This is a genomic window from Bradyrhizobium sp. NP1 (assembly GCF_030378205.1).
Classification (GTDB): domain Bacteria; phylum Pseudomonadota; class Alphaproteobacteria; order Rhizobiales; family Xanthobacteraceae; genus Bradyrhizobium.
This window is the reverse complement of sequence record NZ_CP127385.1, coordinates 3,339,571-3,356,479: the sequence shown is the minus strand read 5'-3', so window position 1 is coordinate 3,356,479 and position 16,909 is coordinate 3,339,571. Positions and strand designations below refer to the sequence as shown.

The following is a 16,909-nucleotide window of genomic DNA, read 5'->3' as shown; positions in this document are numbered from 1 at the left end:
CTACGGCTTCGGGGTGCCGCAGTTGTAGCCGAGCCGCCTAAGCGCAAACCGCAAGAGCCGGCCGTCACCGCTACGTCGACCAGACTCGCAGGGGCCGGACCATGCTTCGAAATTAGGAAGATTTCCGCCAGCAAGGCTGTAGCGTGAAATCGCAGGCCATCGCAGATTCACCGGTTGGATAGCAACGAAGGCCTCTGCATCATAGCGCCACGGCGAAGCAATAGTGCCCATCTTCATCGGCCGTGGCGCGCCATGTTCGCCAGGGCGCTCTCCGGCCGAGCGGGAACATCAGGTCCTGCACGGCGGCACAACGCGCAAGCCGCTTCCGTCAATCAAGTGGCAGGCCGTGCATCTTGAGAAACGACAGCTTGTCCCAGTAACCGCGCTGGAAGACGATGCGATCGTCCTTCACCGTGAAGAAGCCGCAGCCTCGGAGCCCCATTGGTCTCTCCATTCGAGAATGGCGACATCGCCCGCTTCGTGAATGACTTCGGGAATGCAGGTCATGTCCGCAGTCTCGAACTCGCGCCGGAACATCTCGCGGATCGCGGCCTTGCCCGCAATCGGCTCTTGAACGACCTGATGGTTTATCGCGTCCTCGTGGTATAGTTCGGCCAGCCTGTCGGCCTCACCGGAGTTAAACCGGCGCACCCATTCTTCTACGACTTGGCGTGGTGTCATCGGCTACGGCCTTGTTTCGTGATCCTGTGTCGGCTCCGGCTGGATCAAGTCCCAGCGGTTACCACAGATATCCTCGAAAACCGCCACGACGCCATAGGGCTCATGCCGAGGCCCCTGAACGAACCGCACGCCAGCGGCGGTCATGCGCGCATGGTCGCGATCGAAATCATCCGTTTCCAAAAACAGGAAGACCCGCCCTCCGGTCTGGTCACCGATGCGCGCCGCCTGGGCCGGATTGTCCGCCCGCGCCAACAGCAGGCCGGAACCGACGCGGCCCGGCGGGCGCACGACGACCCAGCGCTTGCCGCCGCCGAGCGACGTGTCTTCGCAGAGTTCGAAATTCAGCGCAGGGGCGAAGAAGGTGATCGCTTCGTCATAGTCTGCGACCACGAGACTAACGAGGGAAAGATGCTGATTCATCGCCCAACCAGGCGGATTGCGACAAGCTATCGCCAAGAAGGCAAGACAACATTGGTTCGGCTTGGTTGTTGCAGTGCCTGACCGAGATGGCGGCAACCCGCATTCCGGCTATCAGCCTTAAATGTCTAACCAATGCGGCGGTCGCGAATCTCGGCGAGAAGGCTAATCCACCCGACAGCGATACTCAGAAAGCCGAGAACGAACCAAATCGCAAACTCGCTGAATTCAGCTTTGTCGGTGGCAATAACCCAGACTCCGAAGACGATGATGCCGACAGAGATTGAGAGCGCCAGTGCCGCGTTCAGTCGGCTTTTCTTCAACGGAAACAGCCAATCGGTGGACCGGCCGAGCCGCCTCTCTGAACTGCTCCGGTCATCCAGAAGACCGACGAACTCGCCGGACGGTTGATAAATCCTGGTTCCCCTGAGATCGTAAAGCTTGTTGCCGTCGAGATCGAAAATGACCGGCCCATCCACTACCCCGACGTGGATACCTTTACTGTTGAAGATATTGTCTTGCACGATCGGCCTCCTGCTTCGAGGCCCCTCGCGAATGGTGCACCCCGCGACCTGCAATAGCGAGAGAAATCGAGCATCCGGGCCGCAAGCCGCGCGGCTAGCCTGCCAATAAGAGCAGCTATCCTGCCAATAAGAACAGGAAATAGACCGTCAGCGCCGTCGTGCTCAGGGTCGCTACGACCAGGGCCTGTTCCGCACGTTTTTCGATGTCGCGTTCCATGGGGGACTAACCACGGCGCGCGCGCTTGGTTCAATCGGAGGCGACGTTACTTCATTTGTCGCGTGTCGCGCTGCGTGGCCGCGCGCCAGCATCATCCAGTCCGCCGCCAACGACGGACAGTGCTCAGGAACGATCTGACAAGCCGCTCGTTGATGGTCTGTGGCACCCCCCGCCACACCCCTAAGCCGCAACGACGGCTCCATCGGGCCCACCGTTGGAGCCGTCTTTCTTTTGTTTTGCAGGCTGAGTTTTGTTTTGGAGGCGGAGCATGTCCATCGTTTTCGTTGAACCTCGACCAAAGGGTCGACCCGACGGAAGTCCGGTAGAGGACTACGCGGTCGAAGATCACGCCGACCACTTGCTGCAAACGTTCGAGACGCGGCACAGGGCGATCGACTGGTCAAAGAGGCATGGACATCGACCACATGTAGCTCGGATTCGACGCCTGAACGACAAAAGGAAACCTGGCCATTGGCGGGAGGCGTGACACATCCGGGACATGACACGTCCAGGAAAAGAGCTGTTTCGGCGTAACCTGCGGGATTCCGACGAATTCGCTTCACGATGGCGGCGGCGAAACGATCAAATTGCCGAAACATCCTGCGCTTGAATTGAGGGGAGCGGCGTCTCGGGTGTATGCCGACTGGCGGCACTTCAGAACAGCACGGTCCCTCCCGATTTTTTGGTCCGCCGACATGACGACTGGTCACAAGGATGCAGGACGAGACGCGGCTCTCCACCGCGCTCTGCAGGCGTGCGATACGGACGGAGCTTCCAGCGCTATTTCGATTGTGAAATCGATGGAGGATCCGATAGACGCTGCGACCGCCTTCGCCGATCTCGGCAAAGCCCTGTACAGGGATCGCAAGGACGTCGAAAGCATGATCGCCGTTGGCGGTGCGGCCGTGAAGTTCTGCCTGGATCACGCCAACACAGCGACCAACACAACGATAGCCGAGAAGCTCAAAAAGGCCGCGCAGTCGATCAGCTACAACACTGCCGCCAATTGCTGGCCAGGATGGGGCGATGAAGGCATCCGGATCGAGCCGCCTTATCTGCAATCCGCCCTCCACCTGGCGAACGTGTCCCGTGACCTGGTGCGCGAGCTGGCCCTCGGGCGCAAGGAAGAAGGAACCGCCTGCTGGCTTCTCGGCGCGCTGAAGCTTGCGGCGGGCCAGCCCGCCGAGGCACTGTCCGATTTTCAAGCCGCCCAGCGCTCGTTCGAGTCGGGCGGTCATGCGACTTGCGGCCTGATGGCGAGCGGTTACTCGGCGCTCGCCCGCAAAGCTGATCCTGCCACCGCTGCTGCTGGCGCGCGTGATCTGGCGGTGGTGCTGAAGCAGCTACATGACGATGTCTCCGCAGATGCAGGCTTTTTCGCCGAGCAGCTCGTCACCGCGGACAAAATCCTGCTTGCCGGATGAGCTCGACTTGCGCGTCGACTTGCGCGCCAGCGATCCTTCAGGGCACGCCGACGCAGCTCTTGACGAATTCCTGCCGCTGCGGCCCCACAACCTTCTGATCGATCGCCTGCTTGAGGCAGTCGAGCCGCGCCTGCGCCATGCAGAGCTGGATCTGATCCTGCCGCTCCTGCCCGCTCTTGCTTTGCGCTCCGGCCCGGCAGGCCAGTCGCTTGCTGAGCGCAATGGGTGCTGCGGGCGCCGCATTGGCCTGGGCCGCCGGAGCGGGCGGCGGCGTGGTCGATTGCGCGAGCGCCGCGGTCGCCCACACAAGCACGGCCAGCCCCAAGCCTCCCCGCCCCAAGCCTCCCCGCCGCAAGCCTCCCCGCCGCAAGCCTCGCCCCCCAACGGCACGAACAAGATACCGCATGGTCACCCTCCGCTCTGCCGCATGACTTAGGATTACGGGCCTGAACAGGCCGTGAACACAACGGGCAAGCGCTCCAGCGACGCCAGCTGCAAAAGGCGGCTGCGATATCCGCGCGCCGGATCGGCCCGCCCGCTGCCCGGCTCGCACGGAAGTGTCGCTCGCCCCGCTTTCGCCGCGGCGCCCGGCTAGCCTGAGGGAATGCTCCAGTACTTCACGTATCCGGAATCTCACACATGATGGTGTCGAAAGACGTGGTCGCCGGCCTTGTTGCGATCGCCGTATTGTCGAGCGCGGTGCCTGCCGAGGCGCGCGGCGGCCACGGTTTTGGGGGACATTTCGGCGGCCACGGTCTTGGCCATCATTTCGGCGGCCATGGGTTGGCTGGCGGTGGGGCGTTTGCCTCCGATCACCGCCACGGCAACGACGACTACGTCAAGGCGGCAGCCGATGAAGAGGACAAGCTGCTGAACAGCAAGATCAAGAGCATCTGCCGCGGCTGCTAGGCCGCCAGCCCGCTCACCACGTGCTGAAGAACCCGAAATGCGGCTGCTGGGCGACCAGCATCGGCTGCTGCATCATCATGGGCTGACGCGGCGGCGCATGCAGTCTCGCAACCTTGTGCTTCGGCTTGACCGCCGGCTTCTTGATGTCGGCCGGTGCCTGAGCAGGCAGCGGCAACTGCGCAAACGCCTCGCGCACACGGGCTTTCGGCGGGAACTCGGCGATCACGGGTGACGGCGCAGGAGCGACCTCCGCTATGGCGGCCTTCACGGGCGCAACCACAGGATGGGTGGTGTCGAACACCACCCGCTCAGGCAATTTCCTGTCGGAGTGAATCCTGATCGGGGGGACATCTGGGCCGGAAGCCAGGTTGTCAGCCGCGGGCGGCTGGGAGATCACGCCGCCAATCAGCACAATCAGTGCAAGCAGCGCTCCACCGACATACAGGAAATAGCGCAGCACTAACATTTTACGCACCGCTCCACCCACGCGGAGGCGCAGGACATTGGCTAACTGGAGATATGAAGGTTGGTTCCGGGCGCCACCCGGCAGGTTCAACGGCCGGGTCACTTTTTTGCGACTGCACTGCCCTTGACCCGGTCTTGCTTGGACCGTGGTAAACGCGATCGCGCGCTCTTTAGCGTTGATCAACCGGGGGTGGCCGATGGCGCCGCGGGGCTAACGGGCGGTCCTGCGGATCAGGCCCGGCTCGCCGTCACCAGTGAGCATTTGGCCTTGCTCGCGTTAACGTTGACGAAGCCGACCAGCATGCGCGCGAAGGTCTTGCGGCTTTTCATGTTGACGGTGTCGCGGATCACGCGTGTGCGGTCGGTCAGGTGACTGCCGTCCCGCCGCGCGAAGGCGCAGGCGATCTCGATGTCCTTGACCGCATAGTCGTTGTTGTTGCGCAGGGTGAAGGTCACGAGCGCTTTCGAACCAAGCCCGCCACGCCGCCACGCTTGCGAAGCGATTTTCAGTCCGTCGAGCGGCGACGTCTCGGGCGTCACCGCCTGCTGGCCGGGTTCGGGTTGCGGCGGCGCGCTCTCGGCGGGAACCGACTGCTGCTCCGCCGGATCGGGCGTTGGGTCGACCAGCGACGTCTTGTCGGTGGATGCCACCACGGCGCTGGATGCTGCGGGAATCGCGGACTGGCTCCTGGCGCTGCTCGGGCTGGATGCCATCATCCACCCGGTCAGACCGGCAATCGCCAGCACCGGCACGAGCACGACGAGCTGGGTTGAAAAGTCGCTCCGGTCAAGCCGCCCGCCCCGCTCAAACCACGACCACGCTCTCAGTGTCATAGCCAAGCCCTCAAATGCCCCGACGGCTTTGACCCGGCGTTCTGCAGGCCAAAATCAAAGCCGCACGGTGGCCCCCGTACGGCTCCCCTGACAGTGGGCGCCATACGGTTCGCCGCTCGAATCAACGCCGACAGCATCACAGGGTTGCAGGGGAAGGCGGCAATTTTCTGATCCCGCGCCTGCGAAGGAGCCGCCGGGATGGCCACGCCGGAGCGTTGTCGCTAAAGTCGCGCCGCCGCGTCAACGAGCGGCCAATGCGCGTCGCCTGCCATGAGACGCGCGCCAGAAGACGCCAGAAGGAGAGTTGCCGATGCCGACCGTCACCTGGGATCACGTACACCTGCGTAGCCCCGATCCGGAGGCAACCGCAGCCTGGCTGCGTGACGTGCTCGGCGGCGAGATCATCCGCGGCCCGGGACGCATCGACGTGAAGCTCGGCGGCGCCAACGTGTTCATCGCGCCGGTCACGTCCGGCGACGGCGTCAACAATCCACCGGTCACGCCCTACCAGGGGCTCGACCATTTCGGCCTGACCGTCAAGGACATCGACTTGGTTGCAGCCGAGATCAAGGCCAAGGGCGTCGAGTTCACCAAGGAGCCGACCACGATCCGGCCCGGCGTGCGGATCTGCTTCATCCGCGGTCCGCAGGGGATTTCGATCGAACTGCTCGAGCGCGACAAGAAATACGCGTGACGCCGGTCAGGTCATGCTGCCAGGCATGAAGCAGCGGATCGTCACGCCAAGATAGCCGTAGATCGGCCAGACCATTGTCCGCCCCACGCGGTTCGGCTCGGAAATGACCGCCTCGTCCGGCACGTCGATCCAGACCAGTTCCTGCTTCTGGCCTTCGATTGTGCTGTCGTAACGCGGAATGCGGACGCGGTAGTGGCCTTGCCTGCTCTCCCAGTCCGCATCCGAGATCGCTGTGCCATCGGCATCCGAGCAACACGGCCCCTTCCCGCTCCGCAAGCCATCGAACCAGGCTTTCAGTTCGGGCGACGTGTTGGCGAACTGGCCACGGTCGCGCGCGTGGACGAGATCCCCCACCACCGCAACCGTTACGAGCACCGTGGCAATCCTCAATGACGACATTGCACGCCTCGCCGCGACGTAACGCGCACCCACGGCATTCGGTTCATTTCTAGGACGCGGCGCCCCGCCGCCGGAAAGGATCCCGTCGCTCACGTTTTTCTGCTCCAGCACCCGCCAAGTACGCACGCTGCGAAGGTGGCCGCCGGCTTTGCAGCTGGAACGCGCCCAGCTTTCAGGTCTGAAGCATCTTCTCGCGGCCGACCGGTTGCCACTGGCCGGAAAATGCTCCGCCGGGTGCAACACTGGTCATGCATGTCGCGGACCAATTCCTTCCGCGCGACCTGTCATCCCGGTGTCACACAGCTGGAATGATGTGGATAAGTCGCGCGCGACGAGAGGCCGGCGCCGCGCCGTGCGGTCACGGTGCCGCGTTGCCTGCTCCGGCCTGCTTTGGCATAACGAGTGGACGGCTGCCGCGGGGCGGCGGAAGCCGCCAGGCGGGGACGTCATGAAGAACGGCCTGTATTCGATTCACGTCACCCTGCTCGATGGACGCGTCGGCAAGGGCAGCGGCGTCGTCATGTTCCGCGATGGCCAGATTCGCGGCGGCGATGCCTATTTATTTTACACCGGCAGCTACACGGTGAAGGACAACATCTTCAAAGGCGAGGTGCTGGTGCAGCGCCATACGTCCAGCCCCGAGGCCAATCCGCTGTTCGGCGAGCCGAATCCTGTCGGCGTCGGCGTCACCGGCACCTTCACCGACACCCGCGGCGAGATGACGGGAACCGCGCTGGTCGGCAAGGCGAGCCAGATCTTCAGCGCCACGCTGCGCAAGCTCGCCGACCTGGACTAGAGCATTTCGGTTCTGATTGAATCAGAACCGATGCTCGGGCTTCTTGTTTTGACGCGTTTTCGTCGCGCGAACCGGTGCCCAGTTCGCTCGAAAACGCCATAGCGCTACTCCGCCGCTTGCTCGATCGGCGCTGCCCGCGGCAGCAGCATCCGGATCCGCGTGCCATGGCCGGGCTCGGAATCCAGATCGAGCCGGCCGCCAAGCCGGTTGGTCACGATGCTGTAGACGATGTGCAGGCCGAGCCCGGTACCACCCTGGTCCCGGCGCGTGGTGAAAAACGGATCGAAAGCGCGGCGGCGGACGTCGAGGCTCATGCCGCAGCCATTGTCGGAAAACATGATCTCGACATGGTCCTTGCCGGCGGCGCGGGCCTGGATGTCGATGGTGCCGGCCCGGCCGTCGGGAAAGGCGTGCGCGACCGAATTGAGGAACAGGTTCGTCAGCACCTGGCCGTAGGGGCCGGGGTAGCTGTTCATGGTGAGATTCGGTTCGCAATCCACCATCAGCGTCAGGTTGTGCTTGCGCAGCCCCGGCCGCAGGCTCATCACCACCTGCTCGGTCAGGTCGGCGAGGTCGAAGCTGCGCTGGTCCGAATAGTTGCGGTCGGCGGCAACCTGCTTGAACGACTGGATCAGCTCGGCGGCGCGGTTGAGGTTGGCGACGAGCTGCGAGGCCGCGCTGCGGCAGGTTGCGAGATACTCGTTGAGGCTCGACCGCCTGAGATCGCCGCGCGCGACCTCGTCGGTGAACAATGCGGTCTTGCGCTCGAGCGCGGAAGCAACCGTGAGACTGATGCCGACGGGGTTGTTGACCTCGTGGGCGACGCCCGCGACAAGGCGCCCAAGCGCTGCGAGCTTCTCCGCCTCGATCAGCGAGGCCTGGGTCTCGCGCAGGTTGCGCAGCGCCGTCTCGGCGGCGTCGCGCGCCTTGCGCATTTCCAGTTCGCCGCGCTTGCGCTCGCCGATGTCGAGCGCGACGGTAACGATGTATTCGATCTGGCCGTCGATATCGAGCAGCGGCAGCTTGTTGACCAGCCATTGCCGCATGTTGCCGGTGGAATCGACATACTCCTCCTCGTAGAAGCCGAGGCCCCTCTTGGCCCTGAGCACCCGCTTGTCGTTCTCGTCGGTCTTCTGCGCGCCATACCGCGACATCAGATCGGTGGTGGTGCGGCCGATGGCGTCAGCCGGCTCGATGTCGAAGATGCCGGCCATGTAGCGGTTCATCAGAACATAGCGAAGCTGGCAGTCCTTGACGTTGATCACCGCCGGCACCGTATCGATCACGGTCTGCAGCATCCGGCGGCCTTCCGCGATCGCGTCCTCGGCGCGCTTCTGGTCGGTGATGTCGCGAACCGTGCCCTCGTAGCGGACCACCTCGCCTTTCTCGTCGCGCACGGCGGTGGCGCTGTCGGAAAGCCAGAGCACGCCGCCGTCGCGCCGGCGCACCTGATACTCGAAATCGCGCACCATGCCGTCGCGCCGCATCAGGAACTGGTATTCGTCGCGCGCTTCGGGGTGGACATAGATCGTGCTTGCGATGTCGGTGATGCTGTCGATCAGCGCCCGCGGCGTGTCGTAGCCCATCATCCGCGCCAGCGCCGGATTGGCGTTCAGGAGCGCGCCGCCCGGCGTCGTCACATAGATGCCTTCGATCGAGGATTCGAACAGCTTGGTGTAGCTTTCCTCGGCGAGCCGCTGCTCGGCGAGCGCGTGGACGGCCGCCTCGCGCGCGGTGTCGGCCTCGAGCAGGGTGCGGCGGAAGACTTCGGCGGCGCGCGCGATATCGCCGATCTCGTTGTTGACGTCGGTTGCAGGGATCAGGGTGTCCTTTTGGCCGCCGGCCAGCGCCCGGATCGAGCTTGCGATCGAGATCAGCGGGCGCACCGTACGGCTCACCACGAACAGCGCGGCGAATATGCCGACGAGCACGCCGAGGGTGCCGAGCAGGATGCTCTGCCAGGTGGTTTCGGCGAGCGTACGGGCGAAGTCGCGCGACAGGATATGACCGCGGCTGGCGCTGACCTCGCGCAAAAGCTCGGTCGCGCGCTGGATCTGGCGGCCCTCGGCGCCGAGCACCTCGCGGTCGATATCGGCGATCTGGCGCTCGCGCACCGAGACCGCGATGATCCGTTCGGCATAGTCGGTGATGGCAGCACGCAGCCCGGGGTCGGTGACGGGCAAGGCCCGTATGCTCTCTGCGGCCTGCTCGGCGGCGGACGGATTGTGCGCGAGCAGCGCGGCGGCGATGTGGCTCTGCGCCTGCGACAGCGTGGCCGACAGCGTCGGATCGGGGTTTGCGGCGACGGCCTGGTCGAACCGGTCGCGCAGCTCCGGCAGGCCCACGAGCAGCTCGGCGCGGCGGTTGATCAGGGTCGAGATCCGCTCGATGCCGGAGCGATAGGTCGACAGCCGCTGGCTGATGCCGTCGATCATGTCGCGCTGCTCGGGCGCGAGCTCGAGCCGGGTCTTCTTGAGCAGCGCGCTCAAAGAGGACGCCGCCTCTCCGATCCGGCCGGCCTGATCGCCGGGTTCGGCGACGAAATCGCGGGCCGCCAGCCGCAGATCGTTCATGCGCCGGTCGATCTCCTCGGCGAGGTCGCCGACGTCTTGCAGCCGCTGCAGCTCGGCAAAAGTCGCGCCGATATGACGCATGGCGACGACGCTGGCGATGCTGGTCGTCGCGATGACGACGAGCAGAAGCAGGAAGCTGCTAAAGGTGAGGCGGCCGATCGACAACGGGGACGATCGAATTCGTTGCAAAATCGCAGCGATGGCGGGTGGCATGGCTATTTAGGACCGGCTTCTGGCGCCGCAATATACACGAACTATGTGATTTCAGGGGGAATCCCCCCTCCGGCAATGCCGTCAGCCTGCCAGGCCGGCATGGCGGATTTTCGGCACGCCCCCGCCGCGGGGCATGCCGGGGGCCGGGTGTGCCGGTCGTCACACCGCCCGGGCGGCGGCCGCGCGGCGCGGCGGCACGGTCATGGCCGCCACCCCGGCAACCACGCAGGCAAGGCCTGCCCACGCCGTCGGCGACAGGCTTTCGCCGAGGAAGACGACGCTGATGGCGACCCCGATCGGCACCCGCAGATAGGCCTGCGCGGTGGTACCGACCGAACCGAGGGTTTGGATCAGGCGGAAGTAGATCACGAAGGCTGCCGCGGTGGAGAAGACCGCAAGCCCCGCCAGGGCCAGCAGCGAAGAGGGTGACGGCGAAACCGCCCAGGGTTGCTCGACCACCAGGCTTACGGGGATCAGCACCGCCGCGCCGCACATCAGCGACCCCGCTGCCGGCGCGATCGGGTCGAGGCCGGCAAAGCCCCGGCTGAAGATCGCGGCCCCCGCGTAGCAGAGCGTGGCGGCGACGATCGCGACTTCCGCCCAGAATTCCTGGCCGATGTGGTCGAACGCCCTCACCCCCACGATCAGGCAGATGCCGGCCATGCCCGCGAACACGCCGAACAGTTTTCGCGGGCCGGCCGCCTCGTGCCGCGTGACCAGCGCGGTGAACAGGAAGGTGAAAATCGGAGCCGCCGAATTGAGGATGGTGGCAGGCCCGGCATCGACGAACCGCTCGCCCCAGGCGATCAGGGTCCAGGGGATGACGCTGTTGAGACAGGCCTGAAAGGCGAAGCGGCGCCAGGTCGCGCCGTCCGTCGGCATCGCCAGCCCGCGCCAGCGCATCACGCCAAGCAGCAGCAGGCCTGCGAGCAAAGTGCGCCCTGCGATCAGGGTGATCGGCGGGATGGTGGCGACGCCGAGCTTGATGAAGCTGTAGGACGCGCCCCAGAGGGTCGCGAGCACCAACAACAGCGCGAGTTCGACGCCCGGATTCGGACGCTGCGACGCTGGCTCCTCCATGGCCGAAATTCCGCTCCCGTTTGCGATCGGGGCGAAACATAGCGGCGCTCACGCCAAAATACTTCGTTACGTATCGAACTATGCTAGCTATCCCGTCGCGCCGACCTCGAACACCTCGCCGTCATAGCCGGCCTCGCGCGGGATGCGGAGCTGGCGGCCGGTCGCTGTTTTCGTCATGACCGGCATCACCGCCACGATCGGCTTGCCTTTCATCTCCTCCAGCGCGGCTTTGACGTTCGGCTGCTTGCCGAGCTTGATCAGGGTGCGCGTGGTCGGGAACGGCAGCTTGAAGCGGCCGCTCTCGCCGCCTTCCAGCGCCTCGCGCGGCGACACCCAGATCGAGTCGGTGGATTCCTTGCCGTCATGGGCGCCGAGCTGGTCGGGCGGCGCCGCGGCGACGAAGAACCAGGTGTCGAAGCGCTTCGGCATCGTCTCCGGCGTGATCCAGTGTGCGTAAGGCACGAGCTCGTCGAGCGCGAGCACCAGCTCGTTGTCGGCGAGCACCTGCGAGAATGTCGTCTTGCCTTCGCCGAGCGCCGCGCGATGCGCCGCTTCGATCTGTCCCGCACGCCCCGCGTCGACCCGCGCCGCCGCGCCTTTCGGCCGCGCCAGCAGGATGCCGCTTTCCTCGAAGGTCTCGCGGATCGCAGCGATGCGGAAACTCAAGCCCGCCTCGTCAAGCCCTTCCCCGCCGGAGTACAACTCGGCCCTCGCCGCAATCGCGCGGTCGTCGGCGTCGATGCTGCCGCCGGGAAACACCAGCGCGCCCGAATTGAACTCGATCTGATGGTGGCGAACCATCATGAAGACCTCGATCTCGTTGCGGCTCTTGCCGTCAACGCCAGCATCTGTGTTGTCACGCAACAACAGGATCGTGGAAGCCAGACGCGGTGCAGCGATTTCAGCCATGACCTAGCCCGCCGCGCTCGATTGCGGCGCCAGATTGGCGCGGCGGTCGACCCGCGCCACCCGCGACAGCAGGTAGTCGACTTCGGCCTTTGCGGTCGCGGTGATGGTGGCGCCCGGCTTGCGCTGGGCGCTGGAGGCGATGATGCCGCGCTTCTGCAGCACATATTTGCGCACCGCAAGGCCCGCGCCCGGCTGCTGCTCGTAGCGAACCAGCGGCAGATGCGCGTCGAACAGATCGTGCGCGGCATCGCGTTTTCCCGCCTTCGACAGCTTGACGACATCGATCAGCATTTCCGGGAAGGCATAACCGGTCATCGCGCCGGCGGCACCGCGTTCCATCTCGAAATCGAGGAAAAGTCCGCCATTGCCGCACAGGATCGACAGCGGCCGCAGCGAGCCGTCCTTCTGGAAGCCGCGCAGCGCCGAGATCTTCTCCAGCCCCGGCCAGTCCTCATGCTTGAGCATCACGCAGGAGGGGCTGTCCACCACGATCTTGCGGATCACGGCCGGCGTGAACACGACGCTGAGCGTCAGCGGATAGTCCTGCAGCACCCAGGGAATGTCGGTGCCGATGGCCTCCTGCGCCTGCTTGAAATAGGCCGTGATCTGGTCGTCGGTGCGCAAATGCGGCGGCGGCGCGATCATGACGCCGGCGGCACCGGCATCCATCGAGGCCTTCGCGAGCGAGCGCATGGTGGCGAAGCCGGGCGCGGAGACGCCGACGATCACCTGCATGGTCTTCGCCCGCTTGACGAAGCGGATCGCGACCTGCTCGGCCTCCTGCGCATCGAGCTTCGGCGCCTCGCCGAGGATCCCGAGCACGGTGACGCCTTCGCAGCCGACCTCGGCGTAGAAGTCGGTCAGCCGGTCGATCGACCGCTCGTCGATGCGGCCGTCGTCATGGAACGGCGTCGGCGCGATCGCGAACGTGCCCTTGGCTTCAGCGGTGAGTTTTGTCATTTGTGCCTCTATCTCTCATTCGTCATTCCCCGCGCAAGCGCGAAGCGCTTGTCGCTGAGGGCACGCAAACCTCAGATGCGCAATTGCGCATCGGGGAATCTCGCTATCTCCAGATTCGCTCGCTAGCGCTCGCGCCCCGGAAGGACAACAACTAAACCCGCCGCAGGGATTTCTTGAGCTCCTCCTCGGAGAAGAAGATATCCTTGGCATGGGTCACGATATCCTCGGCCTTCCACCCCGTGAACGGCGGTTTCCAGCCTTCCATCTCCATCATCCGCATTTCGCGCACGCCGCGCGGCCCGGATACGCCCAGCACCTTGCCGGTCTGGTCGCCCGACAAATCGCTGACCATGTATAGCACGGCCGGCGCGATCCCGTCGGGGCCGAGGGCGGCGCCGGGGTTCTCCTTGTAGCGGGGCAGGTCTGAGGTCATGCGAGTCAGCGCGCCCGGCGCCAGTGTCCAGATCCGGATGTTGTATTTCCGGCCCTCGATCGCGAGTACGTTGGAGAGACCCCAGATGCCGCCCTTGGCCGCGCCGTAGTTGCTCTGGCCGAAATTACCGATCAGGCCCGAGGTCGAGGAGGTGTTGACGATGACGCCGCCGCCGTTCTCGCGCATCCACTTGAACACCGGCAGCGTGGTACAGAAGGTTCCCTTCAGATGCACCTTGATGACCTTGTCCCAGTCGGCTTCGGCTGCCTTGGCAAAGGTCTGGTCGCGCAGGATGCCGGCATTGTTGACCAGGATATCGGCGCGCCCAAAGTGCTTGATGGCGTCGTTGAACACCGACTGCCCGCCCTCGATCGTCGAGATGTCGGCGCCGTTGGCAACCGCCCGGCCGCCCTCGGCCTTGATCGCCGCCACCACCTGTTCCGCCATCGAGAGATCGGCACCCGAGCCGTCGCGTGGCCCGCCGAGGTCGTTGACCACGACGGCCGCGCCCTCGCGCGCGAACAATTTCGCATAGGCCTCGCCGAGGCCGCCGCCCGCGCCCGTGATCAGCGCCACCTTGCCGTCGAGCAGTCCCATAGTGTTTCTCCCGTTTAGTGCTTGTTGTTTTACTCAGCCGTCATGGCCGGGCTCGTCCCGGCCATCCACGTCTTGCTTTGCATCCACATCAAGGAAGACGTGGATGCCCGGCACAAGGCCGGGCATGACGACGACCGTTTCCAGCGCAGCACTCGCATCAGGTCAGCCCAGCACCGTCTTGCCGTTCCTGATCACGGTGACGCCCCTCGCCTTCACCTTGGCCTCGAACGAGATCACATTGCCGTCCTTCCACATCTCCATGGTCACGGTCTCGCCTGGATAGACCGGCGAGGAGAATCGCGCCACGTGCTGCCGGAAGGCGGCCGGATCGTAGTCCGCATAGGTCTGCAACACACCGCGGCAGGTGATGCCATAGGTGCACATGCCGTGCAGGATCGGCTTCGGAAAACCGGCCTTCTTGGCAAACCCGGGATCGGAGTGCAGCGGGTTGCGGTCGCCGCAGAGCCGGTAGACCAGCGCCTGGTCCGGCCGCGTCGAAATCTCGACGACCTTGTCTGGCTCCCGCGTCGGCACCGGATGCGGCTCGGGTTGGCCTTCGGACGGCCCGCCGAAGCCGCCGTCGCCGCGGGCAAAGCGCGAGGCGACGAGCGTGGCGAGCTTCTCGCCGCCGGCATCCTTCAGGATCGTCTGATGGCGGATGACGGCGCCCTTGTCCTTGCCCTTGTCGAACACCGCCAGCACGGTTGAATCGGCGGTGATGTGGGCGGCCATCGGAAACGGCTTGTGAAAGGTGATGTCGCGCTCGCCATCGACCACCATGACACGGTTGAGGTTCATCTCGCCGGGCCCGGCGCCCCAGGCCGCCACGGAGGCGAAGGTCGGCACCACCTTCAGCGGACGCGGCGTCGCCGCCGCCTCGTTGACGAAGGCGAGCTCGCGCTCGTCCATCGGATCGGCGCCCAGGCCGATGCCATAGGCGTACAGCATCACCTCGCGGTCGCCGTAGCTGTATTTCTGGCCGAGATTTTTCAGAGCCATCAGCTCTTCGTATTTGATCGGCATGTTGCCGCTTCCTCCGCTTTTTTCTCCTTGTCATGCCCGCGAAAGCGGGCATCCAGTAGCCACCGGTGTTTACTGGATCCCCGCTTTCGCGGGGATGACGAGCTGTTGCCTGGCGGGTTTCGTGCGCAATCTCCTACACCGCCGTAAAGAACGGCAGCGGCGCGCCGTCGGTCGGCTTGAACACCACCTTCACCTTCTGGCCGATCTTCAATTTCTCGATGTCGCAGTCGACGATGTTGGTCTGCAAGGACGGGCCCTCCTTCAGCGTCACGTAGGCGATCGCGTAAGGCCCGGTCGGCGATTTGCGCATCAGGCTGAACGTATAGATCGAAGCCTCCCCCGAACTCTCCTCCCACACCGTCCTGTCGGAGAAGCAGAACGGGCAGATCGAGCGCGGGAAATAATGCGCCTCGCCGCAGGCCGTGCAGCGCTTGATCATGAACTTGCCGGACTTCGCCGCTTCCCAGAACGGCGCGGTTTCCGGGTTGACCATGGGGGCCGGATATTGCTTCGCTTCGCTCATCACACGCGCTCCAGAATGCAGGTCGAAGCGGCGTGGCGCACGCCGAGAAGTCCGCCGGTGCCATGCGCGATCGCGAGATCACAGTTCTTCACCTGCACCTTGGGATGTGCTTCACCACGCAGCTGCCGCACCGCCTCGATTATCTTGGTCATGCCGCCGCGGTTGACCGGATGGTTGCTGCACAACCCGCCGCCGTCGGTATTGAACGGCAGCTTGCCGACGCCGGAGATCAGATTGCCGTCGGCGACGAACTTGCCGCCCTCGCCCTTCCTGCAGAAGCCGATATCCTCGAGCTGCATCAGGACGGTGATGGTGAAACTGTCATAGATCGAGGCGTATTTGATGTCCTTTGGCGTCACGCCCGCTTCCTCGAAGGCGCGCGGGCCGGACCAGACGCCCGCGGAATAAGTGAGATCGAGATCCTTGCCGCCGCGCGGACCCTTGGTGGCCTCGCCATGGCCGATCAGGCGCACCAGCGGCTTCTTCAGGCTCTTCGCGATCTCCGGCGTGGTCACGATCAGCGCGCCGCCGCCGTCGGTGACGACGCAGCAATCCATCCGGTGCAGCGGATCGGAGATCATCGGCGAGTTCAGCACGTCCTCGACGGTGACCACGTCCTTGAGCATCGCATGCGGGTTGTATTGCGCATGATGCGAGGCCGCGACCTTGATCCAGGCGAGCTGCTCGCTGGTGGTGCCGTAATCGTGCATGTGCCGCATGGCGCACATGCCATAGGCATTGTGGGTGGTGGCGCCGTAAGCCGTCTCGAAATCGGCCTCGGGGCCTGCCGCGCGCGGCGGCATCGGGCCGGTGCGCGGCTTGCCGGCAAGCGTGATCAGCGCGACCTGGCACTTGCCCGCCGCGATCGCCTCCGCCGCGTGGCCGAGATGGATCAGATAGGAGCAGCCGCCGGTCTCGGTGGAATCGATGTGGCGGAGTTTTTTCATGTCGAGGCCGAGATAATCGACCATTGGCATCAGGCCACCCGGCGCGTCGCCGGCGCAGAAATAGCCGTCGATGTCGTTCTTGGTCAGCCCTGCGTCCTCGATCGCGCCCCTGGCGACCTCGGCGTGAAGCTGCGCGGTGGATTTGTCCGGCGCATGCCGGGTCGGGTGCTCGTAGATCCCGGCAATGCAGGCCTTGCCCTTGATGGTCAAATGGCTCTCCGCTGGCGTTTCTTGTCCCGAAAGATCTCTGCTCGATTTCTTGACCCGCCGTGGCGGCCTTGGCAAGCGCCG

19 protein-coding genes are annotated in these 16,909 nt (G+C 64.8%); 4 read left to right on the top strand and 15 right to left on the bottom strand.

Annotation, left to right across the window (positions count from 1 at the left end; translation table 11 throughout):
* Nucleotides 1-408 precede the first annotated feature (408 nt).
* The 3 genes from QOU61_RS15955 to QOU61_RS15945 all read right to left on the bottom strand — a co-directional run bounded on the left by QOU61_RS15955 (nucleotide 409) and on the right by QOU61_RS15945 (nucleotide 1,622).
* Nucleotides 409-681 carry a YybH family protein gene (locus QOU61_RS15955; protein ID WP_289660199.1) on the bottom strand — a complete coding sequence of 91 codons (273 nt, stop codon included), beginning with the start codon at nucleotides 679-681 and terminating at the stop codon, nucleotides 409-411.
* A 3-nt stretch (nucleotides 682-684) separates the two neighbouring features.
* Nucleotides 685-1,101, bottom strand: coding sequence for a VOC family protein (locus tag QOU61_RS15950; protein WP_289660197.1), 417 nt, complete (start codon nucleotides 1,099-1,101; stop codon nucleotides 685-687).
* Nucleotides 1,102-1,226: 125 nt separating this feature from the next.
* Nucleotides 1,227-1,622: a hypothetical protein gene (locus QOU61_RS15945; protein WP_289660195.1), complete on the bottom strand. Its 396-nt coding sequence runs from the start codon at nucleotides 1,620-1,622 to the stop codon at nucleotides 1,227-1,229.
* Nucleotides 1,623-2,639: 1,017 nt separating this feature from the next.
* On the opposite strand from QOU61_RS15945, the gene QOU61_RS15940 reads away from it, so the two are divergent.
* Nucleotides 2,640-3,263 (top strand): hypothetical protein, encoded by a 624-nt coding sequence (locus tag QOU61_RS15940; RefSeq protein WP_289660192.1) that lies wholly within the window; start codon nucleotides 2,640-2,642, stop codon nucleotides 3,261-3,263.
* A 37-nt stretch (nucleotides 3,264-3,300) separates the two neighbouring features.
* Here QOU61_RS15940 and QOU61_RS15935 read toward each other — a convergent pair whose 3' ends face one another.
* Nucleotides 3,301-3,576 (bottom strand): hypothetical protein, encoded by a 276-nt coding sequence (locus QOU61_RS15935; protein WP_354142531.1) that lies wholly within the window; start codon nucleotides 3,574-3,576, stop codon nucleotides 3,301-3,303.
* Nucleotides 3,577-3,902: 326 nt separating this feature from the next.
* Here QOU61_RS15935 and QOU61_RS15930 point away from each other — a divergent pair, with 326 nt between their 5' ends.
* Entirely contained in the window at nucleotides 3,903-4,172 is a 270-nt protein-coding gene (locus tag QOU61_RS15930) for a hypothetical protein (protein WP_289660190.1), read from the top strand.
* A 13-nt stretch (nucleotides 4,173-4,185) separates the two neighbouring features.
* Here the strand turns inward: QOU61_RS15930 and QOU61_RS15925 are convergent, their stop codons facing one another.
* Both QOU61_RS15925 and QOU61_RS15920 read right to left on the bottom strand, forming a co-directional pair.
* Nucleotides 4,186-4,638 (bottom strand): hypothetical protein, encoded by a 453-nt coding sequence (locus tag QOU61_RS15925; RefSeq protein WP_289661541.1) that lies wholly within the window; start codon nucleotides 4,636-4,638, stop codon nucleotides 4,186-4,188.
* A 230-nt stretch (nucleotides 4,639-4,868) separates the two neighbouring features.
* Nucleotides 4,869-5,396, bottom strand: coding sequence for a hypothetical protein (locus QOU61_RS15920; protein ID WP_289660188.1), 528 nt, complete (start codon nucleotides 5,394-5,396; stop codon nucleotides 4,869-4,871).
* A 385-nt stretch (nucleotides 5,397-5,781) separates the two neighbouring features.
* Between QOU61_RS15920 and QOU61_RS15915 the strand changes: the two genes are divergently transcribed.
* Entirely contained in the window at nucleotides 5,782-6,165 is a 384-nt protein-coding gene (locus tag QOU61_RS15915; RefSeq protein ID WP_289660184.1) for a VOC family protein, read from the top strand.
* Nucleotides 6,166-6,171: 6 nt separating this feature from the next.
* On the opposite strand, the gene QOU61_RS15910 is transcribed toward QOU61_RS15915, so the two are convergent.
* Nucleotides 6,172-6,597, bottom strand: a complete 426-nt coding sequence (locus QOU61_RS15910; protein ID WP_289661539.1) for a hypothetical protein — start codon at nucleotides 6,595-6,597, stop codon at nucleotides 6,172-6,174.
* 415 nt (nucleotides 6,598-7,012) lie between these two features.
* Between QOU61_RS15910 and QOU61_RS15905 the strand changes: the two genes are divergently transcribed.
* Nucleotides 7,013-7,360 (top strand): GrlR family regulatory protein, encoded by a 348-nt coding sequence (locus tag QOU61_RS15905; RefSeq protein WP_289660182.1) that lies wholly within the window; start codon nucleotides 7,013-7,015, stop codon nucleotides 7,358-7,360.
* A gap of 104 nt (nucleotides 7,361-7,464) precedes the next feature.
* On the opposite strand, the gene QOU61_RS15900 is transcribed toward QOU61_RS15905, so the two are convergent.
* From QOU61_RS15900 to QOU61_RS15865, 8 genes are all read right to left on the bottom strand, one after another.
* A complete protein-coding gene (locus tag QOU61_RS15900; protein WP_289660179.1) occupies nucleotides 7,465-10,146 on the bottom strand; it encodes a PAS domain S-box protein in 2,682 nt (893 codons plus the stop codon).
* 159 nt (nucleotides 10,147-10,305) lie between these two features.
* Entirely contained in the window at nucleotides 10,306-11,226 is a 921-nt protein-coding gene (locus QOU61_RS15895) for a DMT family transporter (protein WP_289660176.1), read from the bottom strand.
* A gap of 87 nt (nucleotides 11,227-11,313) precedes the next feature.
* Nucleotides 11,314-12,135: an NUDIX hydrolase gene (locus tag QOU61_RS15890; protein WP_289660174.1), complete on the bottom strand. Its 822-nt coding sequence runs from the start codon at nucleotides 12,133-12,135 to the stop codon at nucleotides 11,314-11,316.
* Nucleotides 12,136-12,138: 3 nt separating this feature from the next.
* On the bottom strand, nucleotides 12,139-13,095 hold the full coding sequence (locus QOU61_RS15885; protein ID WP_289660171.1) for a dihydrodipicolinate synthase family protein: 957 nt from the start codon (nucleotides 13,093-13,095) through the stop codon (nucleotides 12,139-12,141).
* A 151-nt stretch (nucleotides 13,096-13,246) separates the two neighbouring features.
* On the bottom strand, nucleotides 13,247-14,125 hold the full coding sequence (locus QOU61_RS15880) for an SDR family oxidoreductase (protein ID WP_289660168.1): 879 nt from the start codon (nucleotides 14,123-14,125) through the stop codon (nucleotides 13,247-13,249).
* Nucleotides 14,126-14,287: 162 nt separating this feature from the next.
* Entirely contained in the window at nucleotides 14,288-15,148 is an 861-nt protein-coding gene (locus tag QOU61_RS15875; protein WP_289660166.1) for a MaoC family dehydratase, read from the bottom strand.
* A gap of 133 nt (nucleotides 15,149-15,281) precedes the next feature.
* Nucleotides 15,282-15,671: a Zn-ribbon domain-containing OB-fold protein gene (locus tag QOU61_RS15870; RefSeq protein ID WP_289660163.1), complete on the bottom strand. Its 390-nt coding sequence runs from the start codon at nucleotides 15,669-15,671 to the stop codon at nucleotides 15,282-15,284.
* Nucleotides 15,671-16,828 carry a thiolase family protein gene (locus QOU61_RS15865; RefSeq protein ID WP_289660160.1) on the bottom strand — a complete coding sequence of 386 codons (1,158 nt, stop codon included), beginning with the start codon at nucleotides 16,826-16,828 and terminating at the stop codon, nucleotides 15,671-15,673. The genes QOU61_RS15870 and QOU61_RS15865 overlap by 1 nt, the downstream gene beginning before the upstream one ends.
* Nucleotides 16,829-16,909 lie beyond the last annotated feature (81 nt).

Excerpts from the sequence above, each read along its gene's own strand:
- QOU61_RS15955 (WP_289660199.1), bottom strand. The coding sequence starts at position 681 with ATGACACCACGCCAAGTCGTAGAAGAATGGGTGCGCCGGTTTAACTCC.
- QOU61_RS15950 (WP_289660197.1), bottom strand. The coding sequence starts at position 1,101 with ATGAATCAGCATCTTTCCCTCGTTAGTCTCGTGGTCGCAGACTATGAC.
- QOU61_RS15940 (WP_289660192.1), top strand. The coding sequence starts at position 2,640 with ATGGAGGATCCGATAGACGCTGCGACCGCCTTCGCCGATCTCGGCAAA.
- QOU61_RS15930 (WP_289660190.1), top strand. The coding sequence starts at position 3,903 with ATGATGGTGTCGAAAGACGTGGTCGCCGGCCTTGTTGCGATCGCCGTA.
- QOU61_RS15925 (WP_289661541.1), bottom strand. The coding sequence starts at position 4,638 with ATGTTAGTGCTGCGCTATTTCCTGTATGTCGGTGGAGCGCTGCTTGCA.
- QOU61_RS15915 (WP_289660184.1), top strand. The coding sequence starts at position 5,782 with ATGCCGACCGTCACCTGGGATCACGTACACCTGCGTAGCCCCGATCCG.
- QOU61_RS15905 (WP_289660182.1), top strand. The coding sequence starts at position 7,013 with ATGAAGAACGGCCTGTATTCGATTCACGTCACCCTGCTCGATGGACGC.
- QOU61_RS15900 (WP_289660179.1), bottom strand. The coding sequence starts at position 10,146 with ATGCCACCCGCCATCGCTGCGATTTTGCAACGAATTCGATCGTCCCCG.
- QOU61_RS15895 (WP_289660176.1), bottom strand. The coding sequence starts at position 11,226 with ATGGAGGAGCCAGCGTCGCAGCGTCCGAATCCGGGCGTCGAACTCGCG.
- QOU61_RS15890 (WP_289660174.1), bottom strand. The coding sequence starts at position 12,135 with ATGGCTGAAATCGCTGCACCGCGTCTGGCTTCCACGATCCTGTTGTTG.
- QOU61_RS15885 (WP_289660171.1), bottom strand. The coding sequence starts at position 13,095 with ATGACAAAACTCACCGCTGAAGCCAAGGGCACGTTCGCGATCGCGCCG.
- QOU61_RS15880 (WP_289660168.1), bottom strand. The coding sequence starts at position 14,125 with ATGGGACTGCTCGACGGCAAGGTGGCGCTGATCACGGGCGCGGGCGGC.
- QOU61_RS15875 (WP_289660166.1), bottom strand. The coding sequence starts at position 15,148 with ATGCCGATCAAATACGAAGAGCTGATGGCTCTGAAAAATCTCGGCCAG.
- QOU61_RS15870 (WP_289660163.1), bottom strand. The coding sequence starts at position 15,671 with ATGAGCGAAGCGAAGCAATATCCGGCCCCCATGGTCAACCCGGAAACC.